The sequence below is a fragment of the Alkalihalobacterium sp. TH-98 genome (assembly GCF_057473385.1).
In genome coordinates this window covers 13,857-30,532 of record NZ_JBYCKM010000012.1, presented here as the reverse complement: position 1 = coordinate 30,532, position 16,676 = coordinate 13,857, and the positions used below count along the sequence as shown (strand labels likewise).

Below are 16,676 nucleotides of genomic sequence, written 5' to 3'. Positions count from 1 at the left end.
ATTTAACGAAAAACATTTCTCAAATCAACATTAATTAATCACATAGTAACTGGACTCTCCATTTTTGCACAAAAAACTGCCAAAACACTAAGTGTAATGGCAGCTTTTTGTTATTTTCAAAAACTAACTAGCCTTCTCTTTTTCATCGCTCACTTCTTCTTGCTGTTTTGCCTTAAACAAGCTCGTTTTTTCAATTAAGAAGTACAAGATAATACCTGCAATTAATCCGTATGTTGCACCGTGTATTGCTAGAACTACAGCCATGATACCTGCTACCCCACGTTCGGTTGTTGTGTGAACTTGTTCAACCCCAACACTAATACACACATAAGCAGTAATAATTAATGTTAATGATAAGGCAATTGGCAATACTGGTTGAAATAAGCTGACTAGAGGTAAAATGAATAAGGCAATAAAACCAGCAATCCAAAACGTTCCTATCCCACTATGAATGGAATCCATTGCTTTTCGTCCGTGCATATAGCGTTCTACTACTGTCGCTTGAACAGGTGTCCATAACGGTCCAGCTAATCCAGGGTATGGAGCAAAGAATGCATGTATTAAGTTACGGATGGATGTAACAAGGTGAACACGGTTTACGTTTGTATCAATGAGTTCGTCCTTACGCTTCGCATCCGCACGTTGCAAAAGTGTCTTACCGACAATAATGTCACCAAAAGCAATAATATAGGCAATAATCGCTGTTGGCACTGCCATTAAAAATATTTCATACCCAGGAAAACCAACTGCAAATGGCAGATAACTCCACATTCCAACAAAGTCAGGCTTCGTAATTCCCCACTCTACATTAGCTAACGGATATTCACTTACGATCCAACCGATAACCATCGCAATAATCATTGCTGGAACAAGACCATAGTCGGCAATCGATTTAGCAAGTTTATTTTTTTCTACTAACTGTTTAAAAGATAAAGAGAATAAAATATAAAAAGCAATTAAACTTCCGATAATTAAAGAAATTGGAGTATTCATTAGACGGCCGCCATGTTGGATTTCACCCATTAGTGCAGCAAGTCCTGCTCCAATCAAAATACCAGCTTTTAATGAATTAGGAACAAGTTCAACTAACCTGCCTCCTAACTTTGTAATTCCCATGATAAAAAAGATCGCAAATACTATGAATTGTAAAGCAAATAGGGCTTGAATAGCTTGTGGGCCAGGCTCAAAATTCCCTAAGAAGAGTAATACAACTGGAATAGCAGGTGTAATCCAACCTGGTACCATCGCTACCCCTAAAAGTGTAGGAAGCATAAATCCAATGCCTCCGATAACCACATAGGCTAAGGCTACTTGATAGGGGAGACCTAAATATTCTGTTAATAACGGGATCATCCCTAAGCTTACAACAAACATAATTAGTGCTTGAAGGAACTCTGCTTTCTCCCATCTGTAATGGACAAAAGGTAATCTTACTTTAAACGGCCCCACTGGCCAATACGGCTGTTCCTGTCCTTCTCTTCTTTCATAAATCGGCATACTTTTCCTCCACCCTCCATTTTTTCTGTCTCTAAAACGCTTTCAAAAGATTAGATAACAATCATCTAAGTAAGAAAGAAACTTTTTAGTATTAATTTTTTGCATTAACATAATTTTAAGAAAATTATAGCTATAGATGTTTAAATTTTTTGAGAACTTTTCTTTAATTTTTTTGCTTATTTTGACTAAGCGTTTAATTTAGAAAATAAATTACGATATTCACTAGGGGTCACACCTTCTAATTTTTTAAACGTAGTTGAAAAATAAGCTGCACTTGAAAACCCATGATTACTAGCAATGACTTCAATTGGTAACATGGTCATCTTTAATTGATTTTTAGAACGATCGACTCGATACCTCATCAAATATTCGACATAGTTATAACCTGTCTCTTCTTTAAACATACGACTAAAATGAGACGGACTTAAATAAACAAGACTAGAAACTTCTTTTAGAGTAATTGATTTATAAAAGTGTAGTTGGATAAACTTTTTTGCTGTCTCTATTGGGTTAGCAAGATCCGTTTCAAAGCTATCACTCGTCATGCTTTTCCGCTGTGAATTGTGTTCATTATCCCTTACTCCATTTTGTACAAGGATTCGACTGAAAGTAAACATTAATTCACTTTTAACGACTGGTTTTAATAAATAGCCGGAAAATCCTGCATTAATACATCTTTGTACTGTATCAAACATTTGCAGATGAGTTAAAACTACGATTGGCAAATGTGGATACCTTTCTAACACCTTCTTGCCAAACTCTATTCCATCATCATCAGGCAGAGATACATCTAAGAACAGTACAGACGGTTCATATTGTTTTATTATTTGCATCGCTTTATTAGCTGTTTCTGCTGATTTAATAGAAAAATGGTGATACGTAGTTTCTTCTAAAATTGACCTAATCATTTGCTTACATTCAGTATCATCAACTACTAAAATATCTGCCATTATACATCCCCTTTCCACTTTTTAGGTTTCTTTAATTTCCCTCACAACAAGATGATATAAATAGGTTAAAACCTTAAGAGTTTATGGACAAATTATATTTCCCTTTGTTCTTTTCCTTAATATCTTTCCTGTTGAGCTCTTTGGAATATGATCAAAAGAACGTACTCCTTGTCGTTGGTAACTAGACAATTGGTCGTGATATTTACACAACCGATCTAACTCCTGAAAGCTGATTGAGCAGTCGCTCGGCATAATATAAGCAACTATCATTTGGCCCCAACGTTCATCCTCTTCTCCAATAATAATAGCTTCACTAACTATTGGATATCTTCCTGTGAAAGTCTAAAATTCATTCGGAGTAAATATCGCAGCAAGCTTTTGAACCGCCCAAAATAATACGAGAGTTTCTACTCTATTTTTTAAAAGCAAAATGACACGATCTTGCTTTCCTATCCCAAGTTTATAGAGCGAAGCTGCTACTCTATCTACTTTTTCATTTAAATCATTGTTGGTTAACTTTTCAGTTACTTTCAACTACACCAATCCGGTTACGACTCCTTTCGACAGAAAATTCTAAAAATTTTTCCGTGTCCAATCTAATTACCCCATATATAGTACATTTAAAAAACCCGTTGCCAAAATTTAAATATTTTGTGAAACGGGAGGAAGGCATTATAGTATTTAGTTTATACAATTTTTAGGTTGAAGACAACGCAAATTATTGAAAGAGTAATTCATACACTTTTCTCGGACGCCCTCGGTTCCCGACTTGTTCTTCTTTAACGACTTTAGCCAGGCCAAGCTTTTCGAGCTCTGTAAGGATCCGGCGTGCATTTCGTTCGGTTCGGTTTAACCATAGCGCCACTTCATTCGCCGTAACCACGTTTTTCTTATGCCGGTGTGAAATCGCTTCTAATTTAGAGATTACTTTTGGGCTGAGCTGTACTTCTTTAAACTTCAGTTCCCAATCTCTTCCCCACTTCCGTTCAGAGTAAGAAACCTCGGCTTCATTCTGTTTAACATACTCGTGCACTTCTTTTTTTTCATTCACACTTACGATAATTGGTTCGATGTATTCTCGTGCCTGTCTTAATGCGAGACGAACATTTTGTTCTGCATCATATGCTGTTAACCCGTAACCAATTCCAACTCGAATGTGAAGCCTGCTTTGTATAAATACATCATCTAATAAAGTAAAACGGGAACTATCGTTAAAACGAAAATCGACTTCACCTCTTGTCGTATAGACAAAAAAGAGCCCGTCACCGATTTGTACAAAAGATCCCTGAACATTTTGTGCGTGTTGTAACAGCACATGCTTAAGGTCCAGTTCTTTATGTTTCATCTCATAAGAGTAATAATGTTCCTCTAAGCTCGTACCCGAATGGATAACTTCAATACCTAAGATCGCAATCTGAGAGTGACGGTACCAACTCGATTGTCCTCTTTCCTTTAACAGGGTTAGAACTTTTTTTACCGATGACTCCGACGGTATGACTCGATAACAAGGAATCCCTAACTTTTGTAATTGAATATGTACTTCTTTAATACAAGTTACAGCTACTTTACTTTTCCCTTCTTCATATAGCTGCTGATGAAACTTTATAATGTCTTCCGCTGGTTCATATCCAGAATAAGAGTAGGAATGAATGTTTAATTTTTTTAACGAATGAGCATTTTGAATTTGCTTAATTTCTTCTTGCTGTATCGTATCTAAACTTAACTCTTTCACATCATTTCCTTCATGAATTAGTATCTCTAAAAAGGTCCCTAATAAACTTGAACCGTGTAACGTTAAATAAGTAGCATCTTCTGTTCGAATTAACCCTTTATTCAACGCAAAGTAATAAGGAGCTTGTCCAGAAAATAACCACTGGTCAACACGACCAACATTATCTTGAATAATTTGTTCCGCTTCCTCTGTTTTGTCATAAGAAAACGGGACAAGCTCCATATTTTCATTTCTCGAAAATTCTTCTGCAAAAAATAAAATCTGCTGCACAGAATCTTCAGGTCCTACAATTGCAATACGTACTTTCATCTTTTCACCTGCTCTATCAGACGATTATAAGAATATCATTTATAGTTAGCCACTTTTTTTAATAAAGGTTTAGTATGAAATATATTTTCTTTAGCTTGTAATTCATAAAGCGTATCTACAGCGATTTGTGCCATGACTTCCATTCCGAGCGGTATCGCCTCTTCATTCAACATAAATTTCGGATCATGAAGCGGTTTTTGTTTTGCTACACCTGGCATTGCGGTTCCTAACCAAAAGTAGGCTCCAGGATATTTTAATAAAAACCGACTGAAATCTTCACCACCTAAACATGGTTCGACGACCGGAGTTGAGTCAGCACCTAAAAGTCCTTGAGCAGTGTCTTTAACACGTTGCGCCCACTTTTCGTCGTTAACGGTCGCGGGGTAACCATCATAATACTCAATTGTTGCTTTAGCTCCCATTGATTCAGTAACTCCACGAACAATAGAGAAAAACCGATCTTTTACCATTTCTTTTGTTTCATTTTTAAATGTTCGAATGGTTCCCTCAAACGTCACTTTATCAGCCACTACATTATACCGATAACCACCCTCAATCCGGCCAATGGTTAATACGGTGGAGTCTACAGGATTTACATTGCGGCTTACGATGGTCTGTAAATTCGTTATCACCGAATTTGCAACAATGATCGCATCTACCGTCTGATGCGGCATACTAGCATGTCCTCCTGCACCTTCAATTTCAACTTTAAAACGGTCAGAAGCTCCCATTATTGGACCTGGACGGACACCAATTTGACCGACTGGCAAATCTGGCCACACGTGTTGCGCAAAGATGACATCAGGTGTATGCTCTGCAAAAACTTGATCGTCCATCATTGGGCTCGCGCCACCAATCGGCGTAATTTCTTCAGAAGGTTGAAATACAAGTAACACCTTCCCGTGCAGCTGATCTTTTACACCATTTAATAAACGAGCTGCTCCTAATAGCATTGCCACATGCGCATCATGCCCGCAAGCATGCATTTTCCCTTCAATTTTAGAGGCAAATGGAAGATCTGTATCCTCAGTTATTGGCAGTGCGTCCATATCCGCTCGAATCGCAACCGTCTTACCAGGCAGGCCTCCGTCGATAACGCCTAACACACCTGTCCTTGCATAGCCTGTGGTATACGGAATTTGATATTCATCTAGCTTCTGCTGAATTTTTTTAGACGTTTCATACTCCTCACCGCTTACTTCCGGAAACTGATGAAACAAACGTCTTAATTCAATGATTTCCTGTGCCAGCTTCTTACCTTCACCCTTTAAATTCAGTCTCATGACATCTTCTCCTTGCTGCTTCGACTTCTGTATATATAAGGCTGGTTTACTTACACCTAACAGAATTTTACTAACGTTATATTCATCTATATTATTAAAGGAAACTTTCCTTTATGCTTCCTTTATTATAACTTATCGTTCCGTAAAACAAAAGAATTAACTACCTAGCTATTCCCATAAAAAAACTACTTGCATCTTATGAGAATACAAGTAGCTATTAAAACAGTTACCGTAATTAATTTTTTATGCCATGACACCTGTTTCTTCTTTTCTAAAAAAACTCTTCATCGCATGAAACACATCCGCTTTTTCCTTTAAAATGTAATAACGGAAACGCTCATCTTTAATGTTTTTGTATGCGGACATTAATGTAGAATGTCGGCTATACTGATTGACTTCACCATAACCAAACATGCTTGAAACACTCATCAATTCATTAACTAGCTTCAAGCAACGCGCATTATCCGACGTTAAGTTATCACCATCAGAAAAATGGAATGGATAAATATTGTAGCGCTTTGGATCATATTTGTTCTCGATGAGTTCAAGTGCTTTACGGTAAGCAGATGAACATATCGTTCCACCGCTTTCACCTTTTGAGAAGAAGTCCTCTTCAGAAACGACTTTCGCCTCTGTATGGTGCGCAATAAATTCAATATCTACCGTTTCATACTTTGTTCTCAGGAAGCGAGTCATCCAGAAGAAAAAGCTACGAGCCATATATTTTTCCCAACGGCCCATACTTCCACTCGTATCCATCATTGCTAAAACAACGGCTTTTGACTCCGGCTTTACTTTCTCACTCCACGTTTTAAAGCGTAAGTCATCGTTGTAAATAGGGACTATCCCTGGTCTTCCTTCTAGTGCGTTTCTTTTAATAGCCGAAAGAATCGTTCTTCGTTTATCAATATTGCCCATAAGTCCTTTTCTTCGGATATCATTAAATTCAATTTCTTCTACGATAATTTCATCTTGTTCTTTTCGTTGCAAGTTAGGTAGCTCCAGCTCGTTAAATAACATTTCCTGAACTTCCATGATTGAAACTTCAGCTTCGTAATAATCTTCTCCAGCTTGATCCCCAGCTCCTTGCCCTTTTCCTGGCCCTTGTTGACGAGCGGCATTCGGATCTCTTGCTACGACATCCCCTACTTTACTGTCACCTTTTCCTTGACCAACATGTTTGTTTTTGTCGTAATTGTAACGTATTTTATATTCATCAAGTGACCGAATAGGAATCTTAATAACCTCTCTACCGTTGGACATGATAATATTTTCTTCACTTACTAGGTCTGGTAGGTTTTTACGAATTGCATCTTGGACTTTTTCTTGGTGTCTTCTTTGATCTTGGTATCCTTTACGGTGGAGGGACCAATTCTCCTTTGAAACGGCATAATTGATATTGTTTTTTTTCATTTCATTCCCCTCCTTGATTTTTTACTCTCTCTACATTACTTTTTCAAAAGTCAATTTTCTATTCACAAACTCCAACGTCTCTACATATAATGCTTTTGAGACTGCCCTTTTTAGTTATTCTAAGAAAACAATAACTAAAACAGATGCTTACTCTATCCTATGCAGCTAGACAAGAGAGTTGACAATAAATTCTGACAAATTGAGCTCTTTTTTTTGTGGACAAGCTTATTTTTTATTATCTCCCTGCTCTCTGTAACGTTAACTATACGTGTGTTCAATCCATTTCATGTCTGTTTCAAGTCACTTTATAGATAAATTAACACTTGGTCTTAATCATATCGTACGATTTTTATTTTTTGAAACCTTTCTGAAGGAATTAACGTCTATAGTATAGTAAAAAGATAAATCTGTAAGCCTTGCATAAATGTTAATTTATATGACTATATAATAATGGTAAAGAAAGAATTGGAGGTTCATATATGAAAAAACGGTCAACAGCACTTCTAATTCTTACTCTATTGCTTTTTATTGTTACTCCAGAAGCATCTGCTGAATTTCTGTCAACTGACGGCGTTACATATGAAACTAAGGAACAAACACCTGGAATAGTTAATGCAGATATTCCATTAATAACAATTGGAACTTACTTCAATGTCCCAAATAATAAAACTTGGACATTAACATTTAATGAACATATTCATCCAGTAACTATCTCTCCCAACAGTCTTTACATTCTAGATTCTCAAGGGAAAACTGTGGATAGCTTAATCATTAATGATCATGAACAAACCGTAACAGTCTTACCGCCTCCAAATCGTTACCTTGAAGGTGAAACGTACACAATATTCATTACATCCCAGTTAAAATCAGTTTCTAATGAACCGTTAATGAATGACTATCAACTTCACTTCACTATAAATAATAGCAATTTAACGCATTCAAACAGTAAATTAGAAGAAATAAATGATAATGCCTTAGAGTACACATTTATCAAACCCAGTCAATCTCAACAAGCATCTGAACTAAATGATTTCGATTTGATTAGTATCAATCAGACTCATGATAAGAAAATTCTTTCGATGGGCTTTCATGAACAAGAACCATTTATTCACAACCCAGTCTCTTTCTACACCAAACTTAAAGAAATGATGATTAAAATGTACACACCCCCAGTCTACTACTGACTGAGGGTGTCTTTTTTCTACAACTATCTGTTTAATAAACTACCAACATAACGAAGTAATTCATTCGCAGATACCGAATTATATCCATGCTCATCTATTAACCTTGCAATTACCTCATTTACTTTCTTCAATTGTGATTCATCTGGCGTTTTTGTTGAAGTTGTGATCTTAACAATATCTTTCAAATCAGCGAAAAGCTTCTTCTGGATCGCTTCTCTTAAACGTTCATGCGAGTTATAATCGAACTTCTTCCCTTTTCTTGCATAAGCAGAAATACGGATGAGAATTTCTTCACGGAATGCTTTCTTTGCATTTTCGGAAATTCCAATTTGCTCTTCAATTGAACGCATGAGTTTCTCATCTGGTGACATTTCTTCACCTGTTAGTGGATCATACAATTTATTTTTATTACAATACGCTTCTACATTATCTAAATAATTATCCATAAGCGTTTTTGCTGACTCATCGTAGGAGTAGACAAAAGCTTTTTGGACTTCTTTCTTGGCAATATCATCATATTCTTTTCTAGCAATAGAGATAAAATCAATATATCTTTCACGATCTTCTTTAGATATAGAGGCATGCTGATCTAAACCTTCTTTAATCGATCTTAACACATCTAAAGCATTAATAGATGTCATTTCCTTGCGAATAATTGCCGAGGAAATACGATTAATGACATACCTTGGGTCGATTCCTGTCATACCCTCATCCGGATACTCTTTCTTTAACTCCTCAAGATCTTGACTATTAAAGCCTTCAACAATTTCCCCGTCATATAACTTCATTTTCTTTACGATATCTACGCTCTGCTTTTTAGGCTCTTTCAACCTAGTAAGAATTGTAAAGATCGCAGCAATCCGCAAAGCATGAGGAGCGATATGGACATCTGATATGTCACTATCCTTAATCATCTTTTTATAAATTCGTTCTTCCTCACTAACTTTCAGATTATACGGAATTTTCATAACAATCATACGGGAATGCAGGGCTTCGTTTTTCTTATTTGCAATAAATGATTTATACTCCGACTCATTGGTATGAGCAACAATCAATTCATCTGCAGAAATAAGCGCAAAACGACCCGCCTTAAAGTTCCCCTCTTGCGTTAGAGAAAGTAAGTGCCATAAGAACTTTTCATCACACTTTAACATCTCTTGGAACTCCATAATCCCTCGGTTCGCTTTATTTAATTCTCCATCAAACCGATAAGCACGAGGGTCTGATTCAGAACCATATTCAGCGATAGTTGAGAAATCAATACTACCTGTTAAATCGGCAATATCTTGTGACTTTGGATCGGAAGGACTAAACGTACCAACACCGACACGTTTGTCTTCAGATAGGAAAATTCTTTCGATTATAACATCCTCAATTCGCCCACCGTACTCTTTTTCTACTCTCATCATATTGAGTGGAGATAAATTCCCTTCTATTTTAATACCGTATTCCTCATAGAATTCTCCTCTTAGGTGTTGTGGAATTAAGTGAAGCGGATCCTCATGCATCGGACAACCTGCTATCGCATAAACCGCACCTGCATCCGTTCGTGAATATTGTTCTATTCCGCGTTTAAGCATCGTTACTAATGTTGATTTACCCCCACTGACCGGCCCCATCAATAATAATATTCTTTTTCGAACATCTAAACGTTTGGCAGCGGAATGGAAGTATTCCTCTACAAGCTTTTCAATCGATTCCTCTACCCCATAAATTTGGTCACTAAAGAATTTGTATGTTTTCTTCCCGTTTTCTTCTTCTACACCTGCATCCTTAATCATATTGTATACACGTGAATGTGCCGTTTGAGCAACCTGTGGATTTTCCTTAATCATTTGTAAGTACTCAGCAAATGTACCGCGCCAATGTAGCTTCTCTTCTTCTTCCCGGTGGTGCCTGATTCTACCTAAAATATCCATATATTTGGTTCCTCCTCTCAAGTCTAAACATTTGCCGTTGTTAATTCATCCTATGCAGGTACCCAAATAATCATGCCCTCTAATCTCGAATCTATGTGACAAGTAGAAGTATGTCTTCAAAAAGGAGGACAAAAAGATCCGAGAAGTTCAAGGAAGCGCAGTCTCTGAGCATAAAGCTGGTTGCTCCGTAAGCATAAACCTCGCACGCCGGAAAAGTGATCTTCTTTTCCAAGGACTGGAGCGTATGGGGTTAATACGTAAAGAGCGGAAGAGCAAGCTGACGAGCTACCACAGGATGTGGTGACTTCGACGTTCCCACAGGACGTGGGGCTTTTAGTCGAAGGTCTTCTGCCGAAAGAGATTTTTCCCGGACTTTTTGAACAACCTCTAGAAGTAATTAACAAAACTAGATATATGTCGCAATGTGTTATAAGAACTAGTTTTATAGTCACAAATCAGATAAAATGATGAAAGAAAAACACGAAAGAGATGTGTGTTCAACATGCGAAGTGGAACTGGTTTTTTCCTCACCGTAATCCTATTATTTGTTTTCTCGTTTATGCTTGTTAACACCATGAGTGAAATGTCGAAGATGCAATCGATCCAATCAGTCCTCGATGAACACGTTGATATAAAAGAAATTCACCTACCTACGAACAGCTATGTTTACGACCGACACGGAAAACTAATTTCAGAAGTGTATCAAGGCGAAAATCGGATTTACTTATCCTTTAGTGAAATTCCCCAAATGGTTATTGATGCCTTTATCGCGACAGAAGACCGAAGATTTTTTGATCATAAAGGGTATGACCCTTCTTCAATCGCAAGAGCCTTTCTAACAAACTATAAGACTAATAATATTGAAGAAGGTGCTAGTACAGTTACCCAACAACTCGTTCGAAATTTATTTCTTACTCACGATCAAACGTATGATCGAAAATTAAGTGAGCTACTATATGCTTATAAGCTAGAGCAAATGTATAGTAAAGAAAAAATACTTGAACTTTATATCAACACGATCTTTTTCCACAATGGTGTGTACGGCATTGAAGCTGCCAGCCACTATTACTTTAGTAAACCAAGTAATGAATTATCGTTAGCTCAAATTTCTTTTTTATGTGCGGTCCCAAATAATCCTTCTTACTATAACCCTTTAAAAAACAGTGAGAATACAAAGTTACGACAACAGTGGATCTTAGAAAAAATGTTAGAAGCACAAGTGATTGATAAAGGAGAATATGAAAAAGCACTCGCGGAGAACATTCAATTAGCTGTATCAACCAAAGTTGATCTACACCCTGACTACGTTACTTATATACACTACGAACTTACTCAACTCATTGCTCAAAAGGAAGGGTATCAACAACAGTTACAAAATGCACCTGCTGAAAGCAAACAAGCTGTTCAACAAAAATTAGATCAACGCGTACAGAAAGTTTTGGAACAGGGGATCCGAATCGAAACCGCTCTAGACCCAGATATTCAACGTAAATCGATACAAGCCATTGAAAAACAATTACCAAATAACGATATCCAAAGTTCCGCTGTTGTCATTCACCATCCAACAAATGAAGTTGTTGCGATCACTGGTGGTCGGAATTATAAGAAGTTTGATTTCCACCGTGGTTTTCAGGCCTTTAGACAACCCGGCTCAGCCATAAAACCTCTGCTCGTCTATGCACCTTACATCGCCGAACACGGAGTTTCTAACCAAAGTTCAATTAATGCCGATCATTTCTGCAAGAAAAATTATTGCCCTAAAAACTTTGGCGGGGCTCAGTATGGGAACGTCACCCTTGAAACAGCCTTAAAGAATTCGTACAACACTCCAGCTGTTCGAATTCTTGATCGCACTGGAGTTGATACTTCTTTCCGCTATCTCGATAAGTTTGGCTTTAGTCGGATCGTCTCAAACGATTATGGCCTCCCTGCTGCTCTGGGTGGCTTTACTCATGGAATGTCACCCCTAGAATTAACGCAAGCTTATACGACTTTTGCTAGGGATGGAGTCTACCAACGATCATATGGTATTCGAAGAGTAACTGATCTTAAAGGAAATGTACTTTATGAATGGAATGAGGCACCGCAACATATGTGGAATTCAAGTGTCAATCAGCAAATGAAATTTCTTCTTCATAAAGTTGTAACTGAAGGTACTGGAAAAAAGGCAAATCAACCTAGCACATACATTGGCGGGAAAACGGGAACAACGAATGCGTTTCACGATATTTGGTTTGTCGGCATTCGAGACGAATATACAGCAGGCGTGTGGGTAGGAAGAGACAAACCGTCCTCTCTTCAGTCCATCTACAATCGAGGTCCCCACCTCCTCATTTGGCGCGACATCATGCGGTGATAAGAAAAGTAAAAGCCCGGTTTACGTCGTATGGACTGCCCTCGGCCGCTGAAGTTAACTTAGCGTCCGAAGGTGAGGAACGTCTAAAAAAGGGTAGCAGGTACCTTTAGTTCGCTAAAGGTACCTGCTACCCTTTCAACCGTATTATAACGGTAAGCTGGCAATAAAACTGTTGTAGAGAGTAAGGATTGCGTAGGACACAGCTATAATAAAAGTAAACCAAAATAATAAATGGAACATAATTAGACCGAACATATGAAGTGGAGTTAACGTATCACTTAATTTATATAAGAAGTAAATAAAATAAATCAAGGTCGCACTAATAAAAACAATCATAATTACAAGAATGGAATGAAAAAAGATAAGAGCAATCAAGCTCGCAATTAAGTATACCCACGTACCTGAACGAATTTTGTTCAATTCATCTCCAGTTTCATCATTAGAAAAAAATAATAGTGAAAGTTGAATGATTGTATCTGCAATTAATTTTAAAGCTGAAAATACCATAAAGAAAAACAACAGCAATAGAAATAGTAATGTAATTTTTATTCCGCTTTCGGAGAAGAACTCCTTCATCCCATCATATAACCCTAATAACTGTAATTGATTAACAATATATCCTTCCGTAAAAAGAGCGAGAGATGTACTAAATAACAAGATTGAAAATAATGGAAAGTGACTCGTGATATACCTGTTCTTCATGCGCTAATACCGCTCCTACTCTTTTATCAAAAACTAGACTGACTTTACTACTTTAAACCAAAATGCCAGGCCCGCTAAAAACGGAGCCTGACACATGAAAAATGAAGATTAGATAACAGAACTAGCTAGGGTAATTTTACGTATGATGAATCACACGATAAGCGTTAAGTTCGTTTCCTGTAGCTGGTCCTTTTTCTTTTGACTCACGCTTTTCTTGATGCGCACGTTTAAATGCATCACTATGTAACCAAGCCTCATAGTCCTCTTTCGATTCCCATTTTGTAAAAACGACCTGTTTGCCGTCCTCAGCTTCGTTATCTAGAAATAAAAATTCTAAACAACCAGGAACATTTTTCATGTTTTCTGAACTTTTTCCAAAACGCTCAGATATGTGTTGCTTTGCTTCTTTTGGTATATGAAGCTCATTCATTACTACGTACATTACAAATCCCTCCATTACTTTTTCTCTCCCTATTATACACAAAAGTATGGTACTTATAGAAATTAATGGACTATTCATAGAAAAATCATATTTATGTAAAAGAAAACTTCCACACATACATTCACATTGCGATTATGTTACATTATAATAAGAAGATAGGATTGATTGCTTTTAAGGAGGAAAACCTATTATGGGATTATTACTTATTCTTGGTGTTTGTGTAGCATTTCTTGTAGCTATCTTCACTGCTGGGTATGAAGAAAAGCCTCACAAAAATTAATACTTATTGAAATAGACCTATTCTCTTTGAGGATAGGTCTATTTTATACCAATAAATTTTATATTCCCTTTTAGTTATACTAACCCACGAAATCCTTGTTGGCGGATCGCTTCATAAATTACGATCGCCGCTGTGTTTGAAAGGTTTAAAGAGCGTATTTTGTCAGTCTGCGGTATCCTTAAACAATTCTCTTCTCGCTCTTCTATCAATTCTTTAGGCAACCCTGTTGTTTCTCGCCCAAAGACAAAAAAGATTTCCTTGTTTTCATCACTATAATCAAATTCACTATAATTTTTTGTCCCCACTGTTTCGATAAAATAGAACAGACCCTCTTCATACTTAGTAAACAACTCTTCTAGCGAGTCATAATAATTAATTTTAACGTTCGGCCAGTAATCACAGCCTGCTCTTTTTAACATTTTATCATCTGTCGAGAAACCTAGTGGTCGAATTAAGTGTAAGGATGTATTCGTCCCTGCACACGTTCTCGCAATATTCCCTGTGTTTGCAGGAATTTCAGGTTGATATAATACAATATGTAGTCCCACGCTATGTACACCTCTTTATTTAATTTGCTACGAATTATTATACCACTTGTTGTTCTGAAGAAAAGCATCCACCCTTACAATGTCATCTATCCTATCTTTTACTAAAACTAATTTGACATCTTTTTTCCCCCTACTAGTACCGTTAAAAAAAGGATGCCTTAATACTTAGTATTAGGCACCCCATCTTTTTCATGAGTCAGTAATTTTAAAATACTTATATTTGATATTAGGCGTCCAAGCCGTTGAGTCTTCGTATTTCCAATAGCGCATCCGACTATTTGTTGTTTGCGCATTGACCAAAGGTTCCCCGTTCTCGTCTTTAGCAACGACTATTGTAGTATGCTGCCATCTCCCGTTTCCATCAAAATCATAACAAATCACATCTCCTGGCGACAACTCACTAGCAGATGACATTTCCTTTCCCCTTACCCCAGACTTTGCTCCACTTAAATGCCAGCGCATTGAATGAGCAACAGACCAACTATAACTCCAATTATTATTCCGATACCACCAGCCATTAGAACGATTTGGATGACCAATCATCGGTGCACCGCCTGCTCTTAGACATTGGGAGATGAAATTCGTACAATTATCTTCAAACCTGCGATAGGCGGGATTGTAATCGTTCCACCATCTTTCTGCATAACGAACGGCTTCTCTACGATCATAAGACCAACGTTCTTCTGACTCCTCCAGACTCCGCATCCATTCACGGTTCGGTGGTACTTCTTCTTCATGGTATTGTGCTTTCAGTTCAACGTCATCAACCAGTTCATTTCGATAAAACGTAGCTTGTCGGTGTTGAATGGATTCTTCTATATAAAAATTTCTTCGTTGCTTAATCGATTGTTGAAGGTGCAGAACATATTCTACCTTCGTTTCACCATCGTACTTCCGCTGCCCTAATATTTGTGCGTTTACTGTGGAGTTTACAAGTTCACTGTTTCTCGATTGCAGACTTGCTAATTTTCGCTCTAAACATTTTTTTTCACCCTCTGAAATGAGTACATCATCGTCGTTCCGAACATTTTCTACATACATATCATTTCTATTTTCAATTAACCGTTTCAATTGTTCAAACTGATCCATCATTAGGAGAGGCCCTCCTTTTTTCTTTTTTCCCTACAAAAGATCCATATTCACTTAAGGGAACAGTAAGAACACTTGGAACGAGGAACTTCTCTGTATGTGACTTTATGTTAGCTATATTGCAAGGAGCAGGACTTGCCGAAGTCCCAGTTAGTCTTATTGAATGCCTTGTAACCAATTGTGCTAATTTTATATTTTTACTGCAATCCACTGTACCGATTGATATATGTTGGTGGGGATATTTAGGTTTATGGTTAAACAATACTCCTGTGTGCGGTTTGGAAATTATTTAGGTAATCCATAAACCGTTACTCCTGATTGGCGCGCTTATGCAAATATCTGGGATAATCAAAAGCTTATCCCTCCCTCAAAAAAAAAATAGAGCAGGAAAACGATCCTGCTCCAATTGAATGTTTATGAAATTTTTTCAATTGCACCTTCCATCTGGAGGAGGATTTCTTTTTTGTCTAGTCCTCCGCCGTAACCTACCATGGCACCATTACTTCCGATCACACGGTGACATGGAATGATAATGGGAATAGGGTTTTGGTTGTTCGCTCCACCGATCGCTCTTACCGCTTTAGGAGCTCCAATTTCTTGTGCAATTTGCTTATATGATCGTGTCTCTCCATAACCTATGTTCCGTAGCGCTTCCCAAACTTTCTTTTGAAAACCTGTTCCATAAAGATCAATAGGAAGTTCAAAGTCATGACGTTCTCCAACAAAATACTCACTGAGTTGCTCAATAATAGGAGAAATTTTCTCTTTGTTTTGTACAAGTTCTCCTTTAATTCCTTGCTTTTTCAACCACGCTTTTAATGTCGGTAAACTAAAATCCACTGTACCAAAGTGGATATGGCATACGCCTCGTTCAGTTGCCGAAATTGTTAGCGCCCCAATTGGACTATTCATTTCATCAAAATAAACCGTTGACTGAGCCGACATGTTATCCCTTCCTTCCAACTCCAGTCT

Annotated in this window: 15 protein-coding genes; 2 read left to right on the top strand and 13 right to left on the bottom strand. The window is 37.4% G+C overall.

Going from position 1 to position 16,676, the window contains the following annotated elements:
- Positions 1-123: 123 nt before the first annotated feature.
- From AC2VNP_RS05860 to yhbH, 7 genes are all read right to left on the bottom strand, one after another.
- Positions 124-1,497, bottom strand: a complete 1,374-nt coding sequence (locus AC2VNP_RS05860; protein WP_486916446.1) for a solute carrier family 23 protein — start codon at positions 1,495-1,497, stop codon at positions 124-126.
- A gap of 185 nt (positions 1,498-1,682) precedes the next feature.
- Entirely contained in the window at positions 1,683-2,447 is a 765-nt protein-coding gene (locus AC2VNP_RS05855) for a response regulator (protein WP_486916445.1), read from the bottom strand.
- 81 nt (positions 2,448-2,528) lie between these two features.
- Positions 2,529-2,768: an AMP-binding enzyme gene (locus AC2VNP_RS05850; protein ID WP_486916468.1), complete on the bottom strand. Its 240-nt coding sequence runs from the start codon at positions 2,766-2,768 to the stop codon at positions 2,529-2,531.
- A gap of 21 nt (positions 2,769-2,789) precedes the next feature.
- Complete coding sequence (locus tag AC2VNP_RS05845; RefSeq protein WP_486916444.1) at positions 2,790-2,981, bottom strand: AMP-binding protein; 192 nt, start codon at positions 2,979-2,981, stop codon at positions 2,790-2,792.
- Positions 2,982-3,165: 184 nt separating this feature from the next.
- Positions 3,166-4,488, bottom strand: a complete 1,323-nt coding sequence (locus AC2VNP_RS05840) for a hypothetical protein (protein ID WP_486916443.1) — start codon at positions 4,486-4,488, stop codon at positions 3,166-3,168.
- A gap of 35 nt (positions 4,489-4,523) precedes the next feature.
- The gene (locus tag AC2VNP_RS05835; protein WP_486916442.1) at positions 4,524-5,771 is read right to left on the bottom strand and encodes a M20 metallopeptidase family protein; all 1,248 of its coding nucleotides are present in this window, start codon (positions 5,769-5,771) and stop codon (positions 4,524-4,526) included.
- Between the two features lie 243 nt (positions 5,772-6,014).
- A complete protein-coding gene (yhbH, locus tag AC2VNP_RS05830; protein ID WP_486916441.1) occupies positions 6,015-7,184 on the bottom strand; it encodes a sporulation protein YhbH in 1,170 nt (389 codons plus the stop codon).
- Between the two features lie 479 nt (positions 7,185-7,663).
- Here yhbH and AC2VNP_RS05825 point away from each other — a divergent pair, with 479 nt between their 5' ends.
- Entirely contained in the window at positions 7,664-8,368 is a 705-nt protein-coding gene (locus AC2VNP_RS05825; protein WP_486916440.1) for an Ig-like domain-containing domain, read from the top strand.
- 23 nt (positions 8,369-8,391) lie between these two features.
- Here the strand turns inward: AC2VNP_RS05825 and AC2VNP_RS05820 are convergent, their stop codons facing one another.
- Positions 8,392-10,287: a PrkA family serine protein kinase gene (locus tag AC2VNP_RS05820; RefSeq protein WP_486916439.1), complete on the bottom strand. Its 1,896-nt coding sequence runs from the start codon at positions 10,285-10,287 to the stop codon at positions 8,392-8,394.
- Between the two features lie 583 nt (positions 10,288-10,870).
- Here AC2VNP_RS05820 and AC2VNP_RS05815 point away from each other — a divergent pair.
- Entirely contained in the window at positions 10,871-12,643 is a 1,773-nt protein-coding gene (locus tag AC2VNP_RS05815; RefSeq protein ID WP_486916438.1) for a transglycosylase domain-containing protein, read from the top strand.
- A gap of 144 nt (positions 12,644-12,787) precedes the next feature.
- Here AC2VNP_RS05815 and AC2VNP_RS05810 read toward each other — a convergent pair whose 3' ends face one another.
- The 5 genes from AC2VNP_RS05810 to AC2VNP_RS05790 form a co-directional block, all read right to left on the bottom strand.
- A complete protein-coding gene (locus AC2VNP_RS05810) occupies positions 12,788-13,345 on the bottom strand; it encodes a DUF5366 family protein (protein ID WP_486916437.1) in 558 nt (185 codons plus the stop codon).
- 136 nt (positions 13,346-13,481) lie between these two features.
- A complete protein-coding gene (locus tag AC2VNP_RS05805) occupies positions 13,482-13,787 on the bottom strand; it encodes an antibiotic biosynthesis monooxygenase family protein (RefSeq protein ID WP_486916436.1) in 306 nt (101 codons plus the stop codon).
- A gap of 354 nt (positions 13,788-14,141) precedes the next feature.
- Complete coding sequence (gene trmL, locus AC2VNP_RS05800; protein ID WP_486916435.1) at positions 14,142-14,615, bottom strand: tRNA (uridine(34)/cytosine(34)/5-carboxymethylaminomethyluridine(34)-2'-O)-methyltransferase TrmL; 474 nt, start codon at positions 14,613-14,615, stop codon at positions 14,142-14,144.
- A gap of 189 nt (positions 14,616-14,804) precedes the next feature.
- Positions 14,805-15,707 (bottom strand): amidase domain-containing protein, encoded by a 903-nt coding sequence (locus AC2VNP_RS05795; protein WP_486916434.1) that lies wholly within the window; start codon positions 15,705-15,707, stop codon positions 14,805-14,807.
- 411 nt (positions 15,708-16,118) lie between these two features.
- A complete protein-coding gene (locus AC2VNP_RS05790; RefSeq protein ID WP_486916433.1) occupies positions 16,119-16,649 on the bottom strand; it encodes a methylated-DNA--[protein]-cysteine S-methyltransferase in 531 nt (176 codons plus the stop codon).
- Positions 16,650-16,676: the final 27 nt, after the last annotated feature.

Coding starts and splice junctions, on each gene's coding strand:
- AC2VNP_RS05805 (WP_486916436.1), bottom strand. CDS start 13,787: ATGTACGTAGTAATGAATGAGCTTCATATACCAAAAGAAGCAAAGCAA.
- AC2VNP_RS05795 (WP_486916434.1), bottom strand. CDS start 15,707: ATGATGGATCAGTTTGAACAATTGAAACGGTTAATTGAAAATAGAAAT.
- AC2VNP_RS05810 (WP_486916437.1), bottom strand. CDS start 13,345: ATGAAGAACAGGTATATCACGAGTCACTTTCCATTATTTTCAATCTTG.
- AC2VNP_RS05855 (WP_486916445.1), bottom strand. CDS start 2,447: ATGGCAGATATTTTAGTAGTTGATGATACTGAATGTAAGCAAATGATT.
- AC2VNP_RS05815 (WP_486916438.1), top strand. CDS start 10,871: ATGTCGAAGATGCAATCGATCCAATCAGTCCTCGATGAACACGTTGAT.
- yhbH (WP_486916441.1), bottom strand. CDS start 7,184: ATGAAAAAAAACAATATCAATTATGCCGTTTCAAAGGAGAATTGGTCC.
- AC2VNP_RS05860 (WP_486916446.1), bottom strand. CDS start 1,497: ATGCCGATTTATGAAAGAAGAGAAGGACAGGAACAGCCGTATTGGCCA.
- AC2VNP_RS05825 (WP_486916440.1), top strand. CDS start 7,664: ATGAAAAAACGGTCAACAGCACTTCTAATTCTTACTCTATTGCTTTTT.
- AC2VNP_RS05840 (WP_486916443.1), bottom strand. CDS start 4,488: ATGAAAGTACGTATTGCAATTGTAGGACCTGAAGATTCTGTGCAGCAG.
- AC2VNP_RS05820 (WP_486916439.1), bottom strand. CDS start 10,287: ATGGATATTTTAGGTAGAATCAGGCACCACCGGGAAGAAGAAGAGAAG.
- AC2VNP_RS05790 (WP_486916433.1), bottom strand. CDS start 16,649: ATGTCGGCTCAGTCAACGGTTTATTTTGATGAAATGAATAGTCCAATT.
- AC2VNP_RS05835 (WP_486916442.1), bottom strand. CDS start 5,771: ATGAGACTGAATTTAAAGGGTGAAGGTAAGAAGCTGGCACAGGAAATC.